15 protein-coding genes are annotated in these 20,169 nt (G+C 65.2%); 8 read left to right on the top strand and 7 right to left on the bottom strand.

Translation table 11 applies throughout. The features are described 5' to 3' along the window. Positions 1 to 72: 72 nt before the first annotated feature. From tilS to cysS, 4 genes are all read right to left on the bottom strand, one after another. A complete protein-coding gene (gene tilS / locus D7S86_RS12665) occupies positions 73 to 1,650 on the bottom strand; it encodes a tRNA lysidine(34) synthetase TilS (RefSeq protein ID WP_420813245.1) in 1,578 nt (525 codons plus the stop codon). A gap of 121 nt (positions 1,651 to 1,771) precedes the next feature. After that, positions 1,772 to 2,743: an acetyl-CoA carboxylase carboxyltransferase subunit alpha gene (locus D7S86_RS12660; protein WP_121086996.1), complete on the bottom strand. Its 972-nt coding sequence runs from the start codon at positions 2,741 to 2,743 to the stop codon at positions 1,772 to 1,774. Positions 2,744 to 2,859: 116 nt separating this feature from the next. Next, positions 2,860 to 3,636, bottom strand: a complete 777-nt coding sequence (locus D7S86_RS12655; RefSeq protein WP_121087548.1) for a DNA-3-methyladenine glycosylase family protein — start codon at positions 3,634 to 3,636, stop codon at positions 2,860 to 2,862. A gap of 23 nt (positions 3,637 to 3,659) precedes the next feature. Further along, the gene (gene cysS, locus D7S86_RS12650; RefSeq protein WP_121086994.1) at positions 3,660 to 5,060 is read right to left on the bottom strand and encodes a cysteine--tRNA ligase; all 1,401 of its coding nucleotides are present in this window, start codon (positions 5,058 to 5,060) and stop codon (positions 3,660 to 3,662) included. A 265-nt stretch (positions 5,061 to 5,325) separates the two neighbouring features. On the opposite strand from cysS, the gene D7S86_RS12645 reads away from it, so the two are divergent. The 4 genes from D7S86_RS12645 (at position 5,326) to D7S86_RS12630 (ending at position 8,175) form a co-directional block, all read left to right on the top strand. After that, positions 5,326 to 6,120, top strand: a complete 795-nt coding sequence (locus tag D7S86_RS12645) for a tetratricopeptide repeat protein (RefSeq protein WP_240648117.1) — start codon at positions 5,326 to 5,328, stop codon at positions 6,118 to 6,120. A 54-nt stretch (positions 6,121 to 6,174) separates the two neighbouring features. Next, positions 6,175 to 6,750 (top strand): peptidylprolyl isomerase, encoded by a 576-nt coding sequence (locus D7S86_RS12640; protein WP_121086992.1) that lies wholly within the window; start codon positions 6,175 to 6,177, stop codon positions 6,748 to 6,750. A gap of 86 nt (positions 6,751 to 6,836) precedes the next feature. After that, the gene (locus tag D7S86_RS12635) at positions 6,837 to 7,331 is read left to right on the top strand and encodes a peptidylprolyl isomerase (protein ID WP_121086990.1); all 495 of its coding nucleotides are present in this window, start codon (positions 6,837 to 6,839) and stop codon (positions 7,329 to 7,331) included. A gap of 94 nt (positions 7,332 to 7,425) precedes the next feature. Beyond that, positions 7,426 to 8,175, top strand: coding sequence for a UDP-2,3-diacylglucosamine diphosphatase (locus tag D7S86_RS12630; protein ID WP_121086988.1), 750 nt, complete (start codon positions 7,426 to 7,428; stop codon positions 8,173 to 8,175). A 24-nt stretch (positions 8,176 to 8,199) separates the two neighbouring features. Here D7S86_RS12630 and D7S86_RS12625 read toward each other — a convergent pair whose 3' ends face one another. From D7S86_RS12625 to D7S86_RS12615, 3 genes are all read right to left on the bottom strand, one after another. Then, a complete protein-coding gene (locus tag D7S86_RS12625; RefSeq protein WP_158601936.1) occupies positions 8,200 to 14,484 on the bottom strand; it encodes an NEL-type E3 ubiquitin ligase domain-containing protein in 6,285 nt (2,094 codons plus the stop codon). A 308-nt stretch (positions 14,485 to 14,792) separates the two neighbouring features. Then, a complete protein-coding gene (gene cysE / locus D7S86_RS12620) occupies positions 14,793 to 15,575 on the bottom strand; it encodes a serine O-acetyltransferase (protein WP_121086984.1) in 783 nt (260 codons plus the stop codon). A 227-nt stretch (positions 15,576 to 15,802) separates the two neighbouring features. After that, entirely contained in the window at positions 15,803 to 16,606 is an 804-nt protein-coding gene (locus D7S86_RS12615) for an RNA methyltransferase (RefSeq protein ID WP_121086981.1), read from the bottom strand. A 239-nt stretch (positions 16,607 to 16,845) separates the two neighbouring features. Between D7S86_RS12615 and D7S86_RS12610 the strand changes: the two genes are divergently transcribed. The 4 genes from D7S86_RS12610 (at position 16,846) to D7S86_RS12595 (ending at position 20,057) form a co-directional block, all read left to right on the top strand. Continuing rightward, complete coding sequence (locus tag D7S86_RS12610; protein ID WP_121086979.1) at positions 16,846 to 17,649, top strand: inositol monophosphatase family protein; 804 nt, start codon at positions 16,846 to 16,848, stop codon at positions 17,647 to 17,649. Between the two features lie 65 nt (positions 17,650 to 17,714). Further along, positions 17,715 to 19,016 carry a lysophospholipid transporter LplT gene (lplT, locus tag D7S86_RS12605; RefSeq protein WP_121087546.1) on the top strand — a complete coding sequence of 434 codons (1,302 nt, stop codon included), beginning with the start codon at positions 17,715 to 17,717 and terminating at the stop codon, positions 19,014 to 19,016. A gap of 195 nt (positions 19,017 to 19,211) precedes the next feature. Continuing rightward, complete coding sequence (locus D7S86_RS12600) at positions 19,212 to 19,670, top strand: hypothetical protein (protein ID WP_121086977.1); 459 nt, start codon at positions 19,212 to 19,214, stop codon at positions 19,668 to 19,670. Positions 19,671 to 19,673: 3 nt separating this feature from the next. Next, positions 19,674 to 20,057: a hypothetical protein gene (locus D7S86_RS12595; protein WP_121086975.1), complete on the top strand. Its 384-nt coding sequence runs from the start codon at positions 19,674 to 19,676 to the stop codon at positions 20,055 to 20,057. Positions 20,058 to 20,169: the final 112 nt, after the last annotated feature.

Raw genomic sequence — 20,169 nt, 5'->3', positions numbered from 1 at the left:
TACGATGCAGGCCGAAAAAACAAGGGGTTAGCGCGGATCAAATCGCAATGAGACGACACCGCGCGAGATCGATCACGCGATGAGCAGGTCACCGCGCCACTCGAGTCGGCACCAGTCCGCGTCGAACGCATCGCGATCGAACGCCGCGAAGTCGCTCGGCCGATCCGGCTCGGCCGACGCATCGGGATCGACATCCGGATCAAGATCGGGATCGCGATTCAGACCGATCCCCGGCACGTAGAGCAAGCGATCGCCCAGAAAGATCAGCGGCACGTCACGCCGCCATGCGGGCCATGCGGCCTCCTGAAACAGATGCTTGAGACTGCGCGACGGTCGCCCCGCCGCGATGCGCATGCGTTCGCCGCCGCGCCGCGCGACCGCATGCAACACATGCCGGCGCAACTGCGCGACGCTCAGGCGATCAGGGTCGTCGGAGTGCGTCGGCACGAACACCAGCGTGCCGCGCCACGCGGGCAGCCGCCAGACCGCATGGCCTGCCCAGCCGAGACTCTCGGCGCGCGACGCCGGCTCGGTCATGGCCTCGGTCCTTGCCGCGCTCCAATCGAGCACGTCGCGATACTGACGCAAGGTCGCGCCTTCATGCACGATCGACAAGGTGCGATCGACGACCGCGGTCCGCAGCTTCGCGAGCAGATCATCGAAGCGCGCGACGCTCATCGCGCGTAGCCCGTTCGCTCGAATCCAATAGCGCAGCACGTTGGCCGCGCGGCGCGCGCTGCGCGCATCGAGCTCGCGCCACGCCGACAGCGAAAGCGGCGTCGACCCTTCGCCGGACTTCGACGCATCCGACAGCGACGTACCCGAGATCGATGCGCGGGACGTCGAGTCGCCACCCATTTCAGTGCGCCCGTCCATCTGTACCTTCAACGATTGCAGATCGGCATCCGCCACTTCGTCGAGCAACGCTTGCGCGTCGGCCGCATGACGCGCGCTGCGCGCGAGGCCCTCGCGATACGAAGCAAAGTGCGCCGAGAGCGGGACCAGCACGGCATGCCGCAAGGCATTGCGCGCGTAGCGCGGATCGTCGTTCGACTCGTCGTCGATCCATGACAGGCCGCGGCGCAGCGCATACGCATGCAGCGCGGCGCGCGGCAGATCGAGCAAGGGACGCACGATCGAGCATCGATGCGCGACGGCATCGGCGCGCGCCATCCGGAATTCGGCGACCGCGGGCATCGATGCGAGGCCGCGCAGCCCCGCGCCGCGCAAGGCCTGAAGCAGGAACGTCTCGGCCTGATCGTCGGCATGATGCGCGAGCATCAACGTATCGGCACGGTGCCGCTCGCCGAGCTCGAACAACGCGCGATACCGCGCATCGCGCGCGGCCGCTTCGATACCCGTGCCGCGATAAGCGGACAGATCGACGCGACGCGCATCGAACGTCACGCCGAGCCGCGTCGCGCATGCGCGCGCATGATCGAGCCAGGCATCCGCGTTCGCGCTCAAGCCGTGATGCACGTGCAAAGCGACGCATCGCGACGGACCGGCCACGCGCACGACCGCATCGAGCAGCACCGTCGAATCGAGTCCGCCGCTCAATGCAATCGCGACTCGACGCGAATCGGCGTGCGTCGCGCGCGAAGTCCACCACAGGGATTGGGAATCGAAGACCGCGCGAACGGCGGTCAGAACGGCATCGACATCGGCCTCGGCGCGTGCCTCTGCATCGGACGCCGGCTCCGATCCCGCTTCCCCGTGCGCCGCGCGGCGAGAAGGCGTCGATCGAAGGCCGGAACGACCGGCCCCGGGCTTATTGCCCCGGGTGGCTTTCCTTGAACTTGCCATAGCTCATGAGCCGCTCGAGCCGGCGCTCGCGCAGTTCCTTCGTGCTCATGCCCTGGAACTGGCGCACCGAGTCCGCGAGCGCGCGGCGCAGCATCGCCGCCATGCCCTTCATATCGCGATGCGCGCCGCCGAGCGGCTCGTTGACGATCTTGTCGATCAGGCCCAGCGCCTTGAGACGATGCGCAGTCAGGCCCAGGGCCTCGGCGGCCTCGGGCGCCTTCGTCGCGCTCTTCCAGAGAATCGACGCGCACCCTTCGGGCGAAATCACCGAGTACGTCGCGAACTGGAGCATCAGCACCGAATCGGCGACCGCGACCGCGAGCGCCCCGCCCGAACCGCCTTCGCCGATGATCGTCGCGATGATCGGCACCTTGAGTTCGGCCATCACGTAAAGGTTATGACCGATCGCTTCGGACTGGCCGCGCTCTTCCGCGTCGATGCCCGGATACGCGCCCGGCGTATCGATGAACGTGAACAGCGGCAAGCCGAATTTCTCGGCCAGGCGCATGAAGCGCTCGGCCTTGCGATAGCCTTCGGGCTTGGGCATCCCGAAGTTGCGCATCGCGCGCTCCTTCGTATCGCGCCCCTTCTGCTGACCGATGACCATGCAGGCCTGACCGTTGAATCGCGCGAGTCCGCCGATGATCGATTGATCGTCGGCGAAGTTGCGGTCGCCGTGCAGCTCGTGGAAGTCCGTGAACATCTCGTTCACGTAGTCGAACGTATACGGACGTTGCGGATGACGCGCGATCTGCGACACCTGCCAGGGCGACAGATTCGCGTATAGATCCTTCGTCAGTTGCTGACTCTTCTTCGACAGACGGTCGATCTCTTCCGAAATATCGACAGCCGAATCGTCCTGCACAAACCGCAGTTCGTCGATCTTCGCCTCGAGCTCAGCGATCGGCTGCTCGAAATCCAGAAAAGTGGTCTTCATTGTTCAATCCTTCGGTCTTGCCGGAAGCGCGTATTCTAAATCAGTCGGCGCGCCTTGCGAAAAAACGGCCGCATGCGGTCAATCCGACCGGCCCGGGCCGCGCCTCGGACGCAGACTCATACCGCGAGATCGTCGAGACTGCGCCACATATACCAGGTCGCCACCGTGCGCCACGGTTCCCAGTTCGCCGCGACCTCGCGCGCCTCGCTGCGCGTGACGGGTTCACCGCTGAAGTAATTGACGCTGATCGCCTGAATCAGGCCCGGATCGTCGAGCGGCAGAACATCGGGCCGCATCAGGTTGAAGATCAGGAACATCTCGGCCGTCCATCGGCCGATGCCGCGAATCTGCGTGAGCTCCGCGACGACCGCTTCATCGTCCATCGTCGCCCAGGTGTCGACGTGCAAGGCCCCCGACACGAAGTGCGCGGCCAGATCGAGGATGTAATCGGCCTTGCGCTTCGAGAGTCCGCATCCGATGAGCTTGTCCTGCCCGAGCTTCGTGAGTTTCGCGGGCGCGAGCGACGGACACGCGAGCTTGACGCGCTCCCACGCCGCCTGCGCGGCCTTGACCGATACCTGCTGACCGACGACCGAGCGCGCGAGCGTCACGAACGGATCGTGACGCGCCGCCAGATGCACGGGCCCGAACTGCGGAATCAGCTTCTTGAGAATCCGGTCGCGCCGCACGAGGTCCGCGCAGGCGCGATCCCAGTAGTCGGGACGCGTCAACGCCGGCTCGACGAGACTCGCCGGCCTCGCATGCCCTGCCGCGCCATTGGACGCGCGAGTCGAATCCGCCTTCGCGGGGCTCTTGCGCGCGGCCGTGCGCGCGACCGCATCCGTGCCCGCGCCGACCGTCCCTGCACCGACGGTCTTGCTCGCCGTTGCCATCTCGCCTCCCGGTTGTCGCCCGGTCATGCGCGGCGCCATTCGGTCGCGCCGCCAGGTTTATCTTCGAGTACAACACCCGCGGCCAGCAACGCGCCACGAATCCGATCGGCCTCGGCATAGTTCTTTGCACGCTTGGCTGCGGCACGCGCCTCGATCGACGCCTCGATCGCCTGCGCGTCGAGTCCCTCGCCCGCTCCTTGCGCACCTGCCGCCGACTGGAGAAACGCGCGCGGATCGCGCTCGAGCAAGCCCAGCAGATTGCCGAGCCCGCGCAACTGCCGCGCCAGCGCAGGCTCGCGCGTGCGGTTCACTTCGCTCGCCAGCTCGAACAACGCCGACACCGCGACGACCGTGTTGAAGTCGTCGTTCATCGCCGCGCGGAAGCGCGCCGCGAACGCCTCGTTCCAGTCGAGCGCGCCCGTGTCGGGCTCGACATCCTTGAGCGCCGTATAGAGCCGCGTGAGTCCCGCGCGCGCGTCGTCGAGATGAACATCACTGTAGTTCAACGGGCTCCGATAGTGCGCGCGCAGGATAAAAAAGCGCAGCACTTCGGCATCGAATCGTTCGAGCACTTCACGAATCGTGAAGAAGTTGCCCAGCGATTTCGACATCTTCTCGTTGTCGATCTGGATGTATCCGTTGTGCATCCAGTAGTTGACGAAATGCGCGCCGCTCGCGCCTTCGCTTTGCGCAATTTCATTCTCATGGTGCGGGAACTGCAGGTCCTGCCCGCCTCCATGAATGTCGAAACGTTCGCCGAGCAACTCGCACGCCATCGCCGAGCATTCGATGTGCCAACCGGGCCGCCCATGCCCCCAGCGCGAATCCCACTTCGACTCGGGCGGCTCGTCCGCCTTGGCTTGTTTCCAAAGGACGAAGTCGAGCGGATCGGCTTTCGCTTCGTTGGTCGTCACGCGTTCGCCCGCGCGGAGATCCTCGAGCGACTTGCCCGACAGTTGACCGTAGTTCGCAAACTTTCGGACCGCGAAATTGACGTCGCCGTCCGTGCCCTGGTACGCATACCCGTTGTGTTCGAGCCGGTCGATCATCGACAGCATCTGCGGGATATAGCGTGTCGCGCGCGGTTCGTGATCGGGCCGCGCGACACCCAGCGCATCGGCATCCTCGTGCATCGCGCGAATGAATCGATCCGTGAGCGCGCCAATCGTCTCGCCGTTCTCGACCGCGCGACGAATGATCTTGTCGTCGATGTCGGTGATGTTGCGCACATAGGTCACACGGTACCCGAGCGCGCGCAGCCAGCGCTGCACGAGATCGAACGCGACCATCACGCGCGCATGACCGATGTGGCAGTAGTCGTACACGGTCATCCCGCACACGTACATGCGCACCTCGCCCGGCGTGAGCGGCACAAACGTCTCTTTTTCACGCGAGAGCGTGTTGTAAATTCGGAGTGAATCCATAGAACGGTACGAGGCCCGGAAAGTCAGCGCAATGCCGGCGACAACGGGTTGGGGGACACGGCCGGAGGCGATGTGGCGTCGCCCTCGCGGCGGCTGTCCGATCGTTCGGGGAACGCGCGGACATTTTGTTAGAATGCCGGCGAGTATACCATTCACGATTTGGCCTATGAAGATCATGCGCGGCGCATCCGCTGTCCCTATGCGGCATCGTCGGTCGGGCGTCCGTCCCGAGACAACCCAAGCCGCGACAACGGTTCACACGCGCATGCCGTCGATCGGCGCGCATGCGTCGCGTCGCATGGATGCGGCGTCGGCCGCCGCGCGCCTGATGGGCGCGGGCGGCGCGCTCTGGCTGCTGCTCGCGGCGTCGGGCACGCTTCCGCTGCCGGCGCCTGTCGCGCCCGTGATCGACGCGCAGGCCCAAGCCGGCCGCGCGCCGCCCGTCAAGAACCCGGTGCTCGACGGCACGCCCGAGATCGATGCCTCGATCGCGAACCACAATTGGTCGCAGGCGCTCAGCCAGCTCGACGAGCATCTGAAGACGCACCCGCTCGATGCGCAGGCGAAATTCAAACGCGCGACGGTGCTCGCGCGCATGGGCCGCGACGACGATGCGATCACCGCGTTTCAGGCGCTCACGCAGCAATACCCCGAACTTCCCGAGCCTTATAACAATCTCGCCGCGCTCTATGCGAAGCACGGCCAGTACGACAGCGCGCGCGCGACGCTTGAAACCGCGATCACCGCGAACCCCGGCTTCGCGCTCGGCTACCAGAACCTCGGCAGCCTCTATCTGAAGCTCGCGCAAGACGCCTATACGCACGCGTCGACGCTCAACAAGCGCGATGCCGATTCGCGTAGCCGCGCGACGAAGATCGGCGCGATCCTCTCGCCCGCGAGCGCGACGGCCGCCGCGCCGGCCACGCCCGCATCCGCATCCGCGTCCGCGCCTGCGTCCGAGGCCACGACCGAGCCCGCGCTGCCGGGCCTGCCGGCGCCGGAAATCCTGCCGTCGGAGCCCAGCACGGGCGGCATGCCCGTTTCGCCGTCGCGCAATTGATGCGTCGCTTATCCTGAGTCCGCTTACCCCGAGTCCGCTTAGCAAGGAACCTTCATGAAGCGCTTTTTCCCGGCCCTCGCGTCGTGCGCCGTCGCCGTGTCGTTCGCCCTGTCGTCCGTGGCGGCTCAGGCGAATCCGGACGTGCTGTTCAAGACATCGCTCGGCGACTTCACCGTCGAACTCGATCCTGCAAGAGCGCCGAAGACCGTCGACAACTTCCTCACGTACGTCAAGGAAGGCCACTACAACGGCACCGTGTTTCATCGCGTGATCCCGGGCTTCATGGTCCAGGGCGGCGGCTTCACCACCGATCTCAAGGAAAAGCCGACGCATGCGCCGATCGCAATCGAAAGCCGCAACGGGCTCAAGAACCTGACGGGCACGATCGCGATGGCGCGCACGAACGACCCGAACTCGGCAACGTCGCAATTTTTCATCAACGTCGTCGATAATGCGAGCCTCGACTTCCCGCAACCCGACGGCTACGGCTATGCGGTGTTCGGCAAGGTCGTGAGCGGCATGGATGTCGTGAAGAAGATCGAGATCGTACCCACGCACACCGAAAACATGATGCAGGACGTGCCTCGCGTGCCTGTCGTCATCGAGTCGGCGACGGTGGTCGGCCACTGATGCAAGGTCGCGGCACGCGTCATGCGTCGGCAGTCTTGCGCGACGTGCCGCTCTCTCCCACCCAGACACCTTAAAAGGAATTTCTCATGGTCGAACTTCATACAAACCACGGCGTCATCAAGATCGAACTCAACGCCGAGAAGGCGCCGAAGACGGTCGAAAATTTTCTGAACTACGTCAAGTCCGGCCACTATGACGGCACGGTGTTCCACCGCGTCATCGACGGCTTCATGATTCAAGGCGGCGGCTTCGCACAAGGCATGGATCAGAAGCCGACGGAAGCGCCCGTCGCGAACGAAGCCGACAACGGCCTCAAGAACGAACGCGGCACGCTCGCGATGGCGCGCACGAACGATCCGCACTCGGCCACGGCCCAGTTCTTCATCAACGTGAAGGACAACGATTTCCTGAACTTCAGCTCGCCGACGCCGCAAGGCTGGGGCTACTGCGTGTTCGGCAAGATCGTCGAAGGCCTCGACGTCGTCGACGCGATCAAGAAGGTCAAGACCGGCAACAAGGGCTTCCATCAGGACGTGCCCGTCGAAGACGTCGTGATCGAGAAGGCCGTCGTCGTCGAATAAGACCACGGCCGCGACACGTGCTGCACCGGCGCGCGCCGGCGCCGCACGTCGTCGCACGTCGTCGCCCTTGCCGCGCCCCCCGACGCCGCCCACCATGCCCGCCTCGCGCCCGCTGCTGTTCATCTCCGATCTCCATCTCAGCGAATCGATCCCGAAGACCGTCGCGGCGTTCGAACGCTTTATCGCGGTCACCGCATCGGATGCGGGCGCGGTCTATATCCTCGGCGATCTGTTCGAATACTGGATCGGCGACGACATGCTCGGCACGCCGTTCGCGCAACACGTCGCGGCGACGCTGCGCTCGCTGTCGTCGCGCGGCATCGCGCTCTATCTGATGCAAGGCAACCGCGACTTTCTGCTCGGCGAACGCTTTGCGCGCGCGGCGGGCGGCACCCTGCTTCCGGATCCGTTCGTGCTCGACGCGTTCGAGCGGCGCATCGTGCTCGCGCATGGCGACGCGCTCTGCACGGCCGATATCGGTTATCAGCGATTCCGGCGGGTTTCGCATAGCGCCGCGGGACGGTGTTTTTTTCTGAGCTGGCCGCTCAAGTGGCGACTCGCACTCGCCGCGCGCATGCGGGATCGCAGTCAAACGACATGGACGCCCGAACGCATGGCCATCGCCGACGTGACGCCCGACGCCGTCGCGAAGCTGTTCGCGTCGAGCGGCGCGACGACGATGATCCACGGCCATACGCATCTGCCGGCCACGCATCGGATGCATATCGATCGCGTGCCGATCGAACGCTGGGTGATTCCCGACTGGGACCTCGATCACGGCGCGCCGCGCGGCGGTTATCTGCGGCTCGATGCGCACGGGCTTGCGCAACGGCCGCTCGACTGAAGCGTCGTCGAGACCGCCTCGAACCTAGTCCCTCCGCTCGAAAAGCGCGTGCTCGTGGATCAGGCGGTTCGTCGTGTCCAGCCTCCATCGATCGATCGCGTGCTTGCGCTGCTCGCCCCATTCGGCGGCTTCGGACTCAAACGCGCTCACGATCTCCGGCTCGCTGCTGTCGGGCGGCATCGGTATGCGGTCGTCGAACGTCTGGCAAACGGCCTCGTATTCAGCGCGGAAATGACGTTCCAGATAGCTGCGCCAGGCATCGCGCTCCACCATATACGCACTGAGATGAAGACGTTCCGCGGCTCGAATATCGATCGCCACGCGCGCGATCGACGCGCGCGCAACGTCCGCATATCGCACGAACATCATCCGCTGCGCTTCGTCGATCAAATGGATACCGTACTCCCCGATGCCCGTCAAATAGGCCAGTTCGATTTCAACGAGATCCTGCGACGGCGGTTGCCGGCCACTCGACGGCCCCGCCCCCGATTGAATCTGTTCGATACGCTGTTGCAGATCGCTTTGGGCAGCGTTCGCAATGTGCTCGCGACGGAACGTGTCGCGCATACGCAGCAACGCGGTGCCGGCCGACAGCCCCCCCTCGGATTCGATCCGATGGAGCGCGACCGTCGTGCGGATCGAATCGAAGCAGAGCTGGACTCGATCGACGCAGGTCTCCACACCGTCGGTGGCGAGCGCGACGACCGACGCACGCAATTCCGGCGCGTCTTCCAGGCTGTCCAGCATGTCGTTGACACGACGGATCATCGCACTGCGCATCACTTGCCCGCCGGACCGATAGGCGGCGGTATGAGCCAGACGACGCAAGAGCAGCGCGAAGTCCATTGTGCCCTTGGAGGCGAGGTCCTGCCGCCAGAAGCGTCGCGCGGCACTACTCACGGGTAAGCGCGCGCGCGAGCGCCAGGCCTCGACCTCCAAGTCGAGGTCGGCGTCATTGAACGCCGGCTCGTTAGTGAGGCGCGCACCGGACGCCGGACGCCAGTCCGACCGGCCCGTGTTCCGCGCCTCGATCGTGGCCAACGCGTTGTTGCTCAGCGGATTGCCGTTGAGTCGCGCAATGGTGTTCGGCCTCATGCCTGCGAGCACGGGCGGCAACTCGACCAAGCCGCAGCGTTCGATCTGTAACTCGCGAAGGTTCACAAGACGCGTCAGATCGTCAGGCAGCGCGTCGAGTCGCGGATTGCCGTCGATCTCGATCACGTCGAGCCGAGTATGGTGGCCGATCCCCTGCGGCAGCGACGCAATCCCTGTTCTCGATATCGCCAGATACTCGAGATCAGGCAGCGAGGGCTGTCCCGATCTCGTGTGCGCGCGCAATAACGGCGCGGGCACGCCGTCGAGCGGGTTGTCATCAAGACAGAGACGTTCGAGCGGAAGATCGTCAATCCGATCCGGCAGGACGCGAATATGGTTGGCGGCGAGATCGAGATCGCGAAGCTGACGCAGCGTCGTCAGGTGTGAAGGCACGTCGAACAGATCGTTCACGGCAAGATCGAGCATCTGCAGATGCGGCAACGTGCCGATGCTCGGCGGCAATGTGACGAGTCGATTGTACGAAACGTCGAGCGACTGGAGATTCCTGCACGATCCGATTGCGTCCGGCAGCACGCCGATCCGATTGCTCGATAAATCGAGCGTCTGCAGATGCCGGAACGCGCCAATGTCTGCATCCACTTCGTCGAAGTCGTTTGCCGCCAGCAGGTAGGTCTTCAATGTGTCTCGCGACGCGAGATACACCGGCACATGCTGCAGTGCGTTGCGACGGAGATCCAACGTCGAGATGGACGCCAGATGTTCGAGCGATTCGACGTCCGTCAAGCGATTGTCGCTCAGCAACACGGCATCCAGCCTCGGAGCGTTCAATCTCGGCAGCGACGTCAGCGCGTTTCTCGACAGGTCCAGCGTATCGAGCGCGGGGAACGCATGCGTATCCTTGACACGAAGCGCGGTGAGCCGGTTGTCCTTCAAATCGAGGATCTCCAGGTGTCTCATATCCGGCAGATCGAAGGTCTCGAGCGCGCCCCATTCACAGATCAGACGCCTGACATGATCCACATCGCGAAGATCCAGTGTGTGAATCTTCCACGCATGAAGCGAAATTTCCCGGAGCCTGTCGCCGCCGACGAGGTCGAGTCGCGCAAGCGGCGCCGCCTCGATGTTGTTCATCACGTCAGCCCTCCTGGGCATGATCACGACGGACGCCGCGTCGCCCGCGAAGAGTCTGAGACGTTCGATCTCGCCGAATGCGTGCGGCGTCGCCGTGAACGTCTCTACCGCCGCAATGCGCAAACTCAATGCTTTAACGCCGGGCGTCGTACGCAGAAAATTCGGGACGCTTGTCACCGGAATCGCGCTCAGATCGAGTTCGGCCGCACCGGTCTCGATAGCGAGACGGATCCGCTTCGCATCGTCATCCGGCACGCCATGATGTGTCACCCATTGTTCGAACATGGTCTGCGGATCGCCGGTCTGCCCGACCATCTGAGCGTGGACCTGATCGGCCCGCACCGAATTCACGGGAGCGGCCGACTCGACCCTCGGCGCGTCCGGATTGACGCCGCCCGGCAGATTCGGACTCGAGCGCACAGCCCACTGGTTCGTCGCCGCATCGAATGCGATCGGCAAGCCGGGTTTCCAACGCGCTCGCTCGTGACACACACGCCACGTGCCCTCTTCGAAGACCACAAAATAGTCGTGCTCGCCGATCCGCACATAGCGGCGTCCGTCCACGGCGATCATGCCGACCCGGTTCGGCTGTGCGTGAGCCGGCAATCGAGGGCTTGCGCGGTACCGCTCGAGCGCCTGCGCCGACTGCGCGTCGAGGGAGACGGGCTCGCCCGCCACGGCGTCGCCGCGTGAGCGCGTCACGCGCAGCATCGGCGCTTCGGCGCTTCCGTCGAGCTCGATGTCGACGGATGCGCCGCGTGTCGCCGACACCGCGTCGGGCGCACGACCCACGCTCAGCACGGCCCCATCGTCGACACGTCTCAGACAAGGCGACCGCTTGCGAAGATGAACCGTATAAAACGCATCGTCGATCCGCAGCACGGCATGGTCGCCGGCCTGCGCACGCAGATACGGCCACACTTCGACGCGCGTCCCCGCCGGCAATGCTGTTTCGAACCGATGGCTCATGTCGATTCGACGCAATGGAATCGCCTTGCGCAAGGCGGCCGCCTCGGCGACGCGACCGTGCGCATCGATCGCGAGTCTCGGGCCATAAGGCAATCCCGAGTGAGGGTCGACCGCATGGACGATGACGCCGCCATCCGTGCGAGACGCGATCGCCTTGACCGGTATGGCGTGGCCTTCGAGATCGATGACCGGAAAGACACGACCGCGGATCGAAGCCGTGCGCGTGTTGGGCTCGCGCATCGGCAACCGATGGACGGCCGCGCCGATCGTCGCATCGAGCGCGAGCGCGAATCGCCCGAGCCGAGTCGACGCCCATCGTGCGCCCGACACCGCGAGCCGGCCCGCGCCGAGCGCGAGTTCGAACCCCGGATCGAACAGCAACACTGCCTCGCGCGCGACACCGCGCGCGATCTTGAGCGCGGACAGGCGCAGCGCCGCCGCCGAGGCGGACGTCGCCGTGCCTCGCGTGATCGCGCCGGCCGCATTCGCCGATCCGGCCCGCGCCGTTGCGCCCCCGATCCGCGCGAGCCGCGTCAGACCCGTGACGCCCTTGCCGATCGCCCGCGCAAGCGGAATCAGCGCAATCACATCGCGTCCGAGCGCACCGACCGCTTCGGAGGACTGCCCGGCCCGCACGTGTTGGATGAAGTCGTGAAAAGGCACGAGCGACTTCAGGAAATCGACGAGCGCGGCATTGCGCTTCTGGATCGCCGTCGCTTCATAACCGGCCTCGCGCGCATGCGCGCGATAGACATCCGCGAAGTAGTACCCGATCTGCGCGGCGGCCGACATCTGCGGACGCGGCGCGGACCAGGTTTCGACACCCCAGCGTGCCTCATCCCCCCATCGGACATCGCGGTTCGCCTCGTCGAGGAAGAGCTGCCCGCGCGCCTCGCCGAGTTTCTGCGCAAGCAGACGCTCATCCGATACGAACGGCCGGAGCAGCGCCTCCGACGCGGTCGTACCGTTCAACAGATCCGGCAGGTTGATCGAATACAGCGCCTCGTCGCGGCCTGTACGCCACGCGACGATCAACACGTCATCGCGGCCGCGATGATGGAGGGTGCGCGCGGGCTCGAACCCGACGTCGCCCGGGCTCGCCGCCCATTGCGCGTGCTTCGTGATCTCGACATGCGGCATGAGCAGGCGGATCGACGCCGAGGACGACGCATCTCCCGAACCCGGCATCCCCATCGCGTCGAGCGCGTCGCGCGCGACATGCGTGAAGACCGGCTCGATGCGCGCGCGATAGGTGTCGAGATAACTGCCGTAGAGCGCGTCGAGCGAGAGCTCGCCGTTGCGCGTCTCGATGACGTCGTGTGACATCAGGTGTTCGATCATCGCGTCGGTCGGCTCGTAGGGAAGGCTCTTGCGCAACATCCGCTGCGTGAACGTACGACGGGTCATCGGGGGCTTGGCCTCGAACTTCGCGAGTGCCTCGGTACGCGCAAGCAGACGCCCCACCTTGTCGTAGCGCAGATCGCGCGCCACGGCGAGCGCATGCCAAACCGTATCGTTCGTTCGATGCGCGTAAGCGACTTCGTGCAAGGGCCCCGTGTCCTCCTGCGGCGCACGCCACCCGCCGTGCAAGGCGAAAAGCGTCCGTTCGAGCATGCCCTCCATACGCAGATGCGCAGGCAACGTGCCGTTACGCTGCGCGACTTCGACCGTCTGCGCGTACGACAGAAGCGCAGCGTAAGACAGGTCGAACGGATCCGCATCGAGCGACTCGGCAAGGGCCATGCCGTTCTGAACATCGACCCACTCGAGGCTGCCGAGCACGAGGTCGCCCGGCACGCCCGGGTGAACGCAGACGGGGAGATGCGCGGCGAACAGGCACGTGGCGGCCCAGTCCGCCGTCGACTCGGACACGCCGAGTTCGCGCGAGATACGGCTTACGCACGCGTCCTTAACCTCGCGTGTCGTCTGTTTGGCGCGCGCGGCTTCGGCAAGCGAGAGGCCCCCGAGCGTCAACGGCGGCGCCTCGGCGGACCCGGACGCCAGAAACTCGATCATGCGCGAGAGCAACATCTGACGGTACGCGCTCGCCATCGTCTCGCCTCGACGCGCGCCGTAGCTCCGCTCGTGTCGCGCGAGCGCGCGCGCCCAGGTGTCCGACATGTCCGTCGCGTTGCGCCGCGCTTGTTGCGCGTGCCGCGCATGATCGGCAAAGAGCGCGGACAGCCAGGTCGCACGGTTTGCCGCAGACGGCGCTGGTCCGCCCTTCGATGCGCGGGCCAGCGCCCGCGCGGCCGCCCGCGCGATGCGCACGTCGTTCTGCTTCGGCAGCGGCTTCGCGGCGGGCTTGAGAATCGGCTTTGATATCGGCTTTGATATCGGCTCAGATATCGCGTTGGAAGTCGCCCTCGCATGGAACCCGGTGCCGGCATGCATCCCGCCCTCATAGGACGGACCACGCGCCACCCACTGCGGCGGCTGAGCCGCCGCGGCATGCATCGATGGGACATCGACCGTCGACGCCCCCTCGGCACCCCTCGCCAAACGCCGTGCGTGCGGCGCACCCCTCACACCCGTCAGCCACGACATCAGCAACGCGAACACGCCCGCGGGCTTGGATATCGTCGGCACGGCCAGCATCGCACACTGCGCGTCGAACGCGTCGCGGTGCGCCGCGTAGTCGACGCCGGCGGACTCGAGATCGCCGGCGCGCGCGAGCATCGTGCGATCCTGCGCGAGCGCCGGCGCATGCGTCATTAAATATTCCGACACGGCGTCGCGTACCCAGGTCACCGGATCAAAACCCGGCGCATCGGCAATCACGGCGGCATCCTCGAACCATCGCGCGCGATGGCGCGCGTCGAGCGTATCGAGCGCGTCGAGCACGTCGGAAAGGAAAGCGTCGAGCGCGTCGCGTCGCGGGTCGTCGCGAGGTCCGGGTGCGGCGCGCGTGTATCGCTCGATCGCGTCGATCGGGATCGTCGCACCGTACCGGCGCGCCGCCTCGCGTCCGACTTCGATCACGCGTGCCACGCCGCCGTCCGGATTGCGCGAGATCAGCGCGAGACGCACATCGGCAGGCCATGCGGGCAACCGCGTGAGGATCTCCGCGATACATTCGGGACGGATCGTCCGGCACGCCCCCGGTGTCGCGAGACGCTCGGCCAAGCGCCGGAAATGATCGGCGTCCGGCACTGCGCGAGGCCGCACCGTGTCCGGACGTGTCGCGTAACGCGATCGATCGGTCTCGCGCGGACCAACGCCTGCGATGTGCGCCATGCCTCGCGAGCGATCGGGCGACCGCGTTTCGCGTTCTCGGCGCGGCGCGGTGCGGTGCGTGCGAATCGACGCGGACGGATTCAAGGATCGTGTGCCGGGCATCGCGCGCCTCCGTGTCTTCGAGACACGCACCATAGCGGCGACGCGCTATCCCCCTTTATCCCTAACGATCAGGATGCGCGATCCATGTGAAACCGACGCACGCCCCGTCGTCCGCGGCGCGGTCAGCGCCCTTCGACGACTTCCGCGAGACGCTTGAGCCGGGCGACGTTTTCGCTGCATGCGGGCTCGTTCGCGAGATGCGCGCCGAGGCGATCGAGCGCTTCGACGATTTCGTCGACACGGCTTGCCTGACGGCTCACGTGCTCGATGAGCCCGTTGATCGCGAGCGAGGTCGGATCATCGAGGTTCGGCGTCACGCCGTAGGCGGCGAACGCACGCGCGACCGGATGCAGCGTGTCGAGCGCGGCCGCGGGCGCATGCTCCGCGGTGCGCGCCGCGATGATCCGCGCCGGATTGCCGAGCGCCGTCGCGCCCGCGGGCACGGGTTTGACGACGACGGCATTCGAGCCGATCTTCGCGCCTTCGCCGACCGTGAAGCCGCCGAGCACTTGCGCGCCCGCGCCGACGATGACGCCCGCGCCGAGCGTCGGATGCCGCTTCGCGCCGCGCGTGAGCGAGGTCCCGCCCAGCGTGACGCCCTGGTAGATCGTGCAGTCGTCTCCGACCTCGGCGGTCTGGCCGATCACGACACCCATGCCGTGGTCGATGAACACGCGGCGTCCGATGCGCGCGGCCGGATGAATCTCGATGCCGGTCCAGAACCGGCCCCACTGCGAGATAAAACGCGCGAGCCAGCGCAGGCCGACACCCCAGCATGCGTGCGCGACCCGATGGAACATCAAGGCATGCACGCCCGGGTAGCACGTCAGGACTTCCCACGTGCTGCGGGCCGCCGGATCCTTTGCGCGGATCGCGGCAATGTCTTCGCGGAGTCTCGAGAACATGATTCGTATTCGATGGAGCCGACGCGGCGCGCCGGGGCGCCCGAACGGGGCACGCGAACATCGTGCATCGGCGCTATGGGGGCACCGCTTGAGCGACGTGAGCGACGTGGGGTCTACGTTCAGGCCATGCCGCAAATTGTAGGGGATTCGCCGCACGCATTGGCATAGCCCCTTGGCGTCTATGGGCAACACGTCGACGAGGCGACACGACGCAATAAGCGCCGCGCCTATCGATGCGCCTTGAGCAGAATATGCTTCGCGATGCCGCGCAGGATATGGACTTCTTCGCGTTCGAGGCCCGTGCGCGAAAACAGTCTGCGCAGACGCGGCATCAGCTTCTTCGGGTTGGCCGGATCGAGAAAGTCGATCGCGACGAGCGCGTTCTCGAGATGCACGAACATGCGTTCGACATCGTCGTTCGCGGCGAGCGGCGACGCGTCGAGGTCGCCCGAGCCGGTCGCCGCGTGCGCGACGGGGCCGTGCATCTGGAACGCCGTGCGCAACTCGTAGGCGAGCACCTGCACGGCCTGCGCGAGATTCAGCGAGCTATACGCGGGATTCGCGGGGATATGGACGATCGCGCTGCAGCGCTCGACGTCGGCATTCGACAGGCCCACGCGCTCGTTGCCGAACACGAGCGCGATCTCGTGCTGCCCGCCCGCGACGATCGGCACGGCGCGTTCGGCCGCGGCGCGCGGGGTCATGACCGGGGGGCCGTATTCGCGCGTGCGCGCCGAGAGCGCGAGCGACCAGTGCACGCCGCTGAGCGCTTCGTCGAGCGAGTCGACGAGATGCGTGCTCGCGAGCACGTCGTCGGCGCCGCTGGCCATCGCGCGCGCATCGGGGTCTTCGTGCACGTGCGCGACGCGCGGGCGGACCACGACGAGGCGCGCGAAACCCATGGTCTTGAGCGCACGCGCGGCCGCCCCGACGTTGCCGGGGTGGCTCGGCTCGACGAGCACGAAGCGCGTCGAGGTAAAACCGCCGGCCACGGCGGGTTCGGCGTCGGCGGGACGCAGGGTATCGGTCATCGGCGAATTCGGTGGATTGCAGCGGGGACGGACGCAAATGTTACCTGCGTCGAGGCGGCAAGCGCAGCCCCTCTCGGATAGAATGTCGACTTTGCGTGCCCGAACGGCCCGTTCCGCGCCGGCACCCCGCTCTTTTTCCGTTCGAACGATCCCGCGCCGCGCGCGCCGGCCGTTCGAGGTATTCCGTCTGCCGGCCCGGCTTCGGCCATCGCCTTTCATCGCCACAAGGATTTCGTCTCATGCATCCGATGCTCAACATCGCCGTCAAGGCCGCGCGCCGCGCCGGACAGATCATCAATCGCGCGTCGCTCGATCTCGACCTCGTCAAGGTCAGCAAGAAGCAGCACAACGACTTCGTGACCGAGGTCGACAAGGCTTCCGAAGCCGCGATCATCGAGACGATTTCGACGGCCTACCCCGATCACGCGATCCTCGCCGAGGAATCGGGCCGCAGCGAGCACACGTCGGAGTTCGAATGGATCATCGATCCGCTCGACGGCACGACGAACTTCATTCATGGATTCCCGTACTACTGTGTGTCGATCGCGCTGGCGCACAACGGCATCGTGACGCAGGCCGTCGTCTTCGATCCGAATCGCAACGACCTGTTCGTCGCATCGCGCGGACGCGGCGCGTTCCTCAACGATCGGCGCATTCGCGTCGGCAAGCGCGACCGTCTGGCGGACGCGCTGCTCTGCACGGGCTTTCCGTTCCGTGATCTCCAGGGTCTCGACCGTTACAAGAACCTGTTCGGCGAAATGACCGAGGCGTGCGCGGGTCTGCGCCGGCCGGGCGCCGCCGCGCTCGATCTCGCGAACGTCGCGGCCGGACGCATGGACGGCTTCTTCGAACAAGGCATCAAGGCGTGGGACGTCGCCGCGGGCAGCCTGCTGATCACCGAGGCCGGCGGCCTCGTCGGCAATTACACGGGCGAAGCCGATTTCCTGCATATGAGCGAGATCATCGCGGCGAATCCGAAGCTCTACGCGCAGATGATTCCGCTGCTGAACCCGTACAGCAAGGTGCATGAAGCCGCGGCCTGAGCACAGGGCTTGAGATGGTCGCGCGCATGCCGGCGACGGCGTGCGCGCCCCGGATGCCAGGACGGATGAAGAAAGGCTTTTACACGATCATCGCCGCGCAGTTCGTATCGTCGCTCGCCGACAATGCGTTACTGATCGCCGCCATCGCGCTGCTGCGCGATATCCACGCGGAACCCTGGGTCACGCCGCTGCTCCAGATCCTGTTCACGATCTCGTACATCGTGCTCGCGCCGTTTGTCGGCGCGTTCGCGGATGCGATGCAGAAGCGCCATGTGATGTTCGTCTCGAACGCGCTCAAGGCATGCGGCTGCGTGCTGATGCTCGCGAACGTGCATCCGATGCTCGCCTACGGGCTCATCGGATTCGGCGCCGCCGCGTATTCGCCCGCGAAATACGGCATCCTGACCGAGTTGCTGCCGGCGCGTCAGCTCGTCGCCGCGAACGCGTGGCTCGAATCGGCGACCGTGCTGTCGACGATCGTCGGCACGATGGCCGGCGGCGCGCTCGTGAGTCAGGGCGTCGCGCAGTGGCTCAGCGCGCACACCGTGCCGCTCGTGCATACGGCCGCGCAATGCGCGATGGCCGTGATGTTCCTTGTCTATGCACTTGCGGGCGTGCTCAACATCGATATCCCCGACACGGGCGCGCGATACGAGAACCGCTTGCGCGAGCCGCTCAAGCTCGTGCGCGATTTCCGTCACTGCTTCTACGTCCTCTGGCACGACAAGCTCGCGCAGATCGCGCTCTGGGTCACGACGCTGTTGTGGGGCAGCGCGGTCACGCTGCAATTGATCGTGCTCAAATGGGCGAACGTGCGGCTCGGCATGTCGCTATCGGCGGCCGCGACGCTCCAAGGGGTCACGGGGCTGGGCATTGCCGCGGGGGCGGCATGGGCGGCGGCGCGCGTGCCGATGCGCGATGCGTTCAAGGTCTTGCCCGTCGGGCCGCTCGTGGGCGCGGTCACGATCTGCATGGCGTTCTATTCGCGCGGACTCTTTCCGGAAGGCGCCGCATGGCGGATCGGCGCGCTGCATCTGCCGTACTACCTCGTGTTCGCGTTCGTCGAGATGCTCGTCGTCGGCGGGCTGGCCGGGTTCTTCGTCGTGCCGATGAACGCCGTGCTTCAGCATCGCGGCGCGCAACTCTTGTCGGCGGGTCACTCGATCGCCGTGCAGAACTTCAACCAGAACATCGCCGTACTCGTGATGCTCGGGCTTTATGCGCTGCTGCTCAAGATCGATCTGCCGATACAGTGGATCATCGTGCTGTTCGGCACGAGCGTGGTCGTGCTGATGGTGTGGGCGATCGTGCGGCACGCGTCGAATCAGCGCGAACACGATCACGTTGAGGCGGTGCTCGGAGAGTAAGGGGCATGCGTGGCCGCACGCCAGGCGCACGCCCATGATGCAGCAGTGCCTGTTCGCCACGCTGCGGGGCACGGCCGGGTCGCCTACGCCAAAAGCTACGCAGAACGGCACAGAAAGGGATCGACGGAGTCGAATATTTGACGATCTGATGCACGGTCGCGCCGCAAACGAAGGTCATTCGATCGGGACGGCGTTTTGACAAGCTATTTTCCGCAATGGGTCCAGGATCTCAATACCGCGCTGTCATTGTTCGGGGTCGCGATCACCACAGCTGGATTCGTGTTGACGCTGTATGTTACGTATCAGGTAAGCCACATAAGGAAGCACTACCTCGCTCGCGGGCGACTGCCGGACGTCATCAAAGACATCGAGAAGATTGGCTCCACTTTGAGCGCTCATCTGGACGACTGGCCTAAGAACGAACGCGACTTTGCGGGTCAACTTCAATTGGCCAACCCGCTCCTAATGACGGCGAGCAAAATGGTTAAACGCGCAGACGGGCTAGAGGCTCGAAGACTTGCTCAAAGGCTGGCGAAAAGCAAGAAGAGCTCTCAGGGTTCCAAGACAATCGATGAAGCGTGGGCGCTGTACTATGAAATGCAAAAGACTGTCATCGCGCTGAAACAAGTCGAAAAAAACATGAATTGGGAATAGAACATGCAAGCCGATGCGAAGATTTTGAAACTCGTAGTAACCCTAAATCGGTTGACTTCACTCGGCACTCTAAAATGGGCTGTGGCAGAGCCGCCTTGGCGGTTGACTACAGGCGCCGATGTGACCGTCCCTCTGTATCTAGAGGTCCATCATAAGGGGCAGCGCTATGCCCTGTATCAGGAACGACGTCGACGCTACGATGGCGACAGGGACCAATTCTACGGCGTCGAAGATCTAGTCCTGGTTGTGATCGATCTCGATGGTCACGTACTGCTTGAAGTCCGAGAACCGTACTCCGCACTGGATGACTTGTTTAAGCGAGCCCGTGCCGGTCTGGTGGACCTCGATTCGATTTTGAATGACTTGGGAGATCCAGATGGCGAGTGATCGTCCGCGGCGCTATGAGAGTGTCAGAGATTTTGTGTTCGAGGCATAACATGTACCAAAAGGAGCATGTATGCCACGCAAACCGAAATCGGGGTCCGAGATCCCAAGCGAG

Origin of the sequence: Pararobbsia silviterrae, assembly GCF_003628125.1 — a bacterium.
Classification (GTDB): Bacteria; Pseudomonadota; Gammaproteobacteria; order Burkholderiales; family Burkholderiaceae; genus Pararobbsia; species Pararobbsia silviterrae.
The sequence above is the reverse complement of the archived record's forward strand: the minus strand, read 5'-3'. Positions and strand labels throughout refer to the sequence as shown.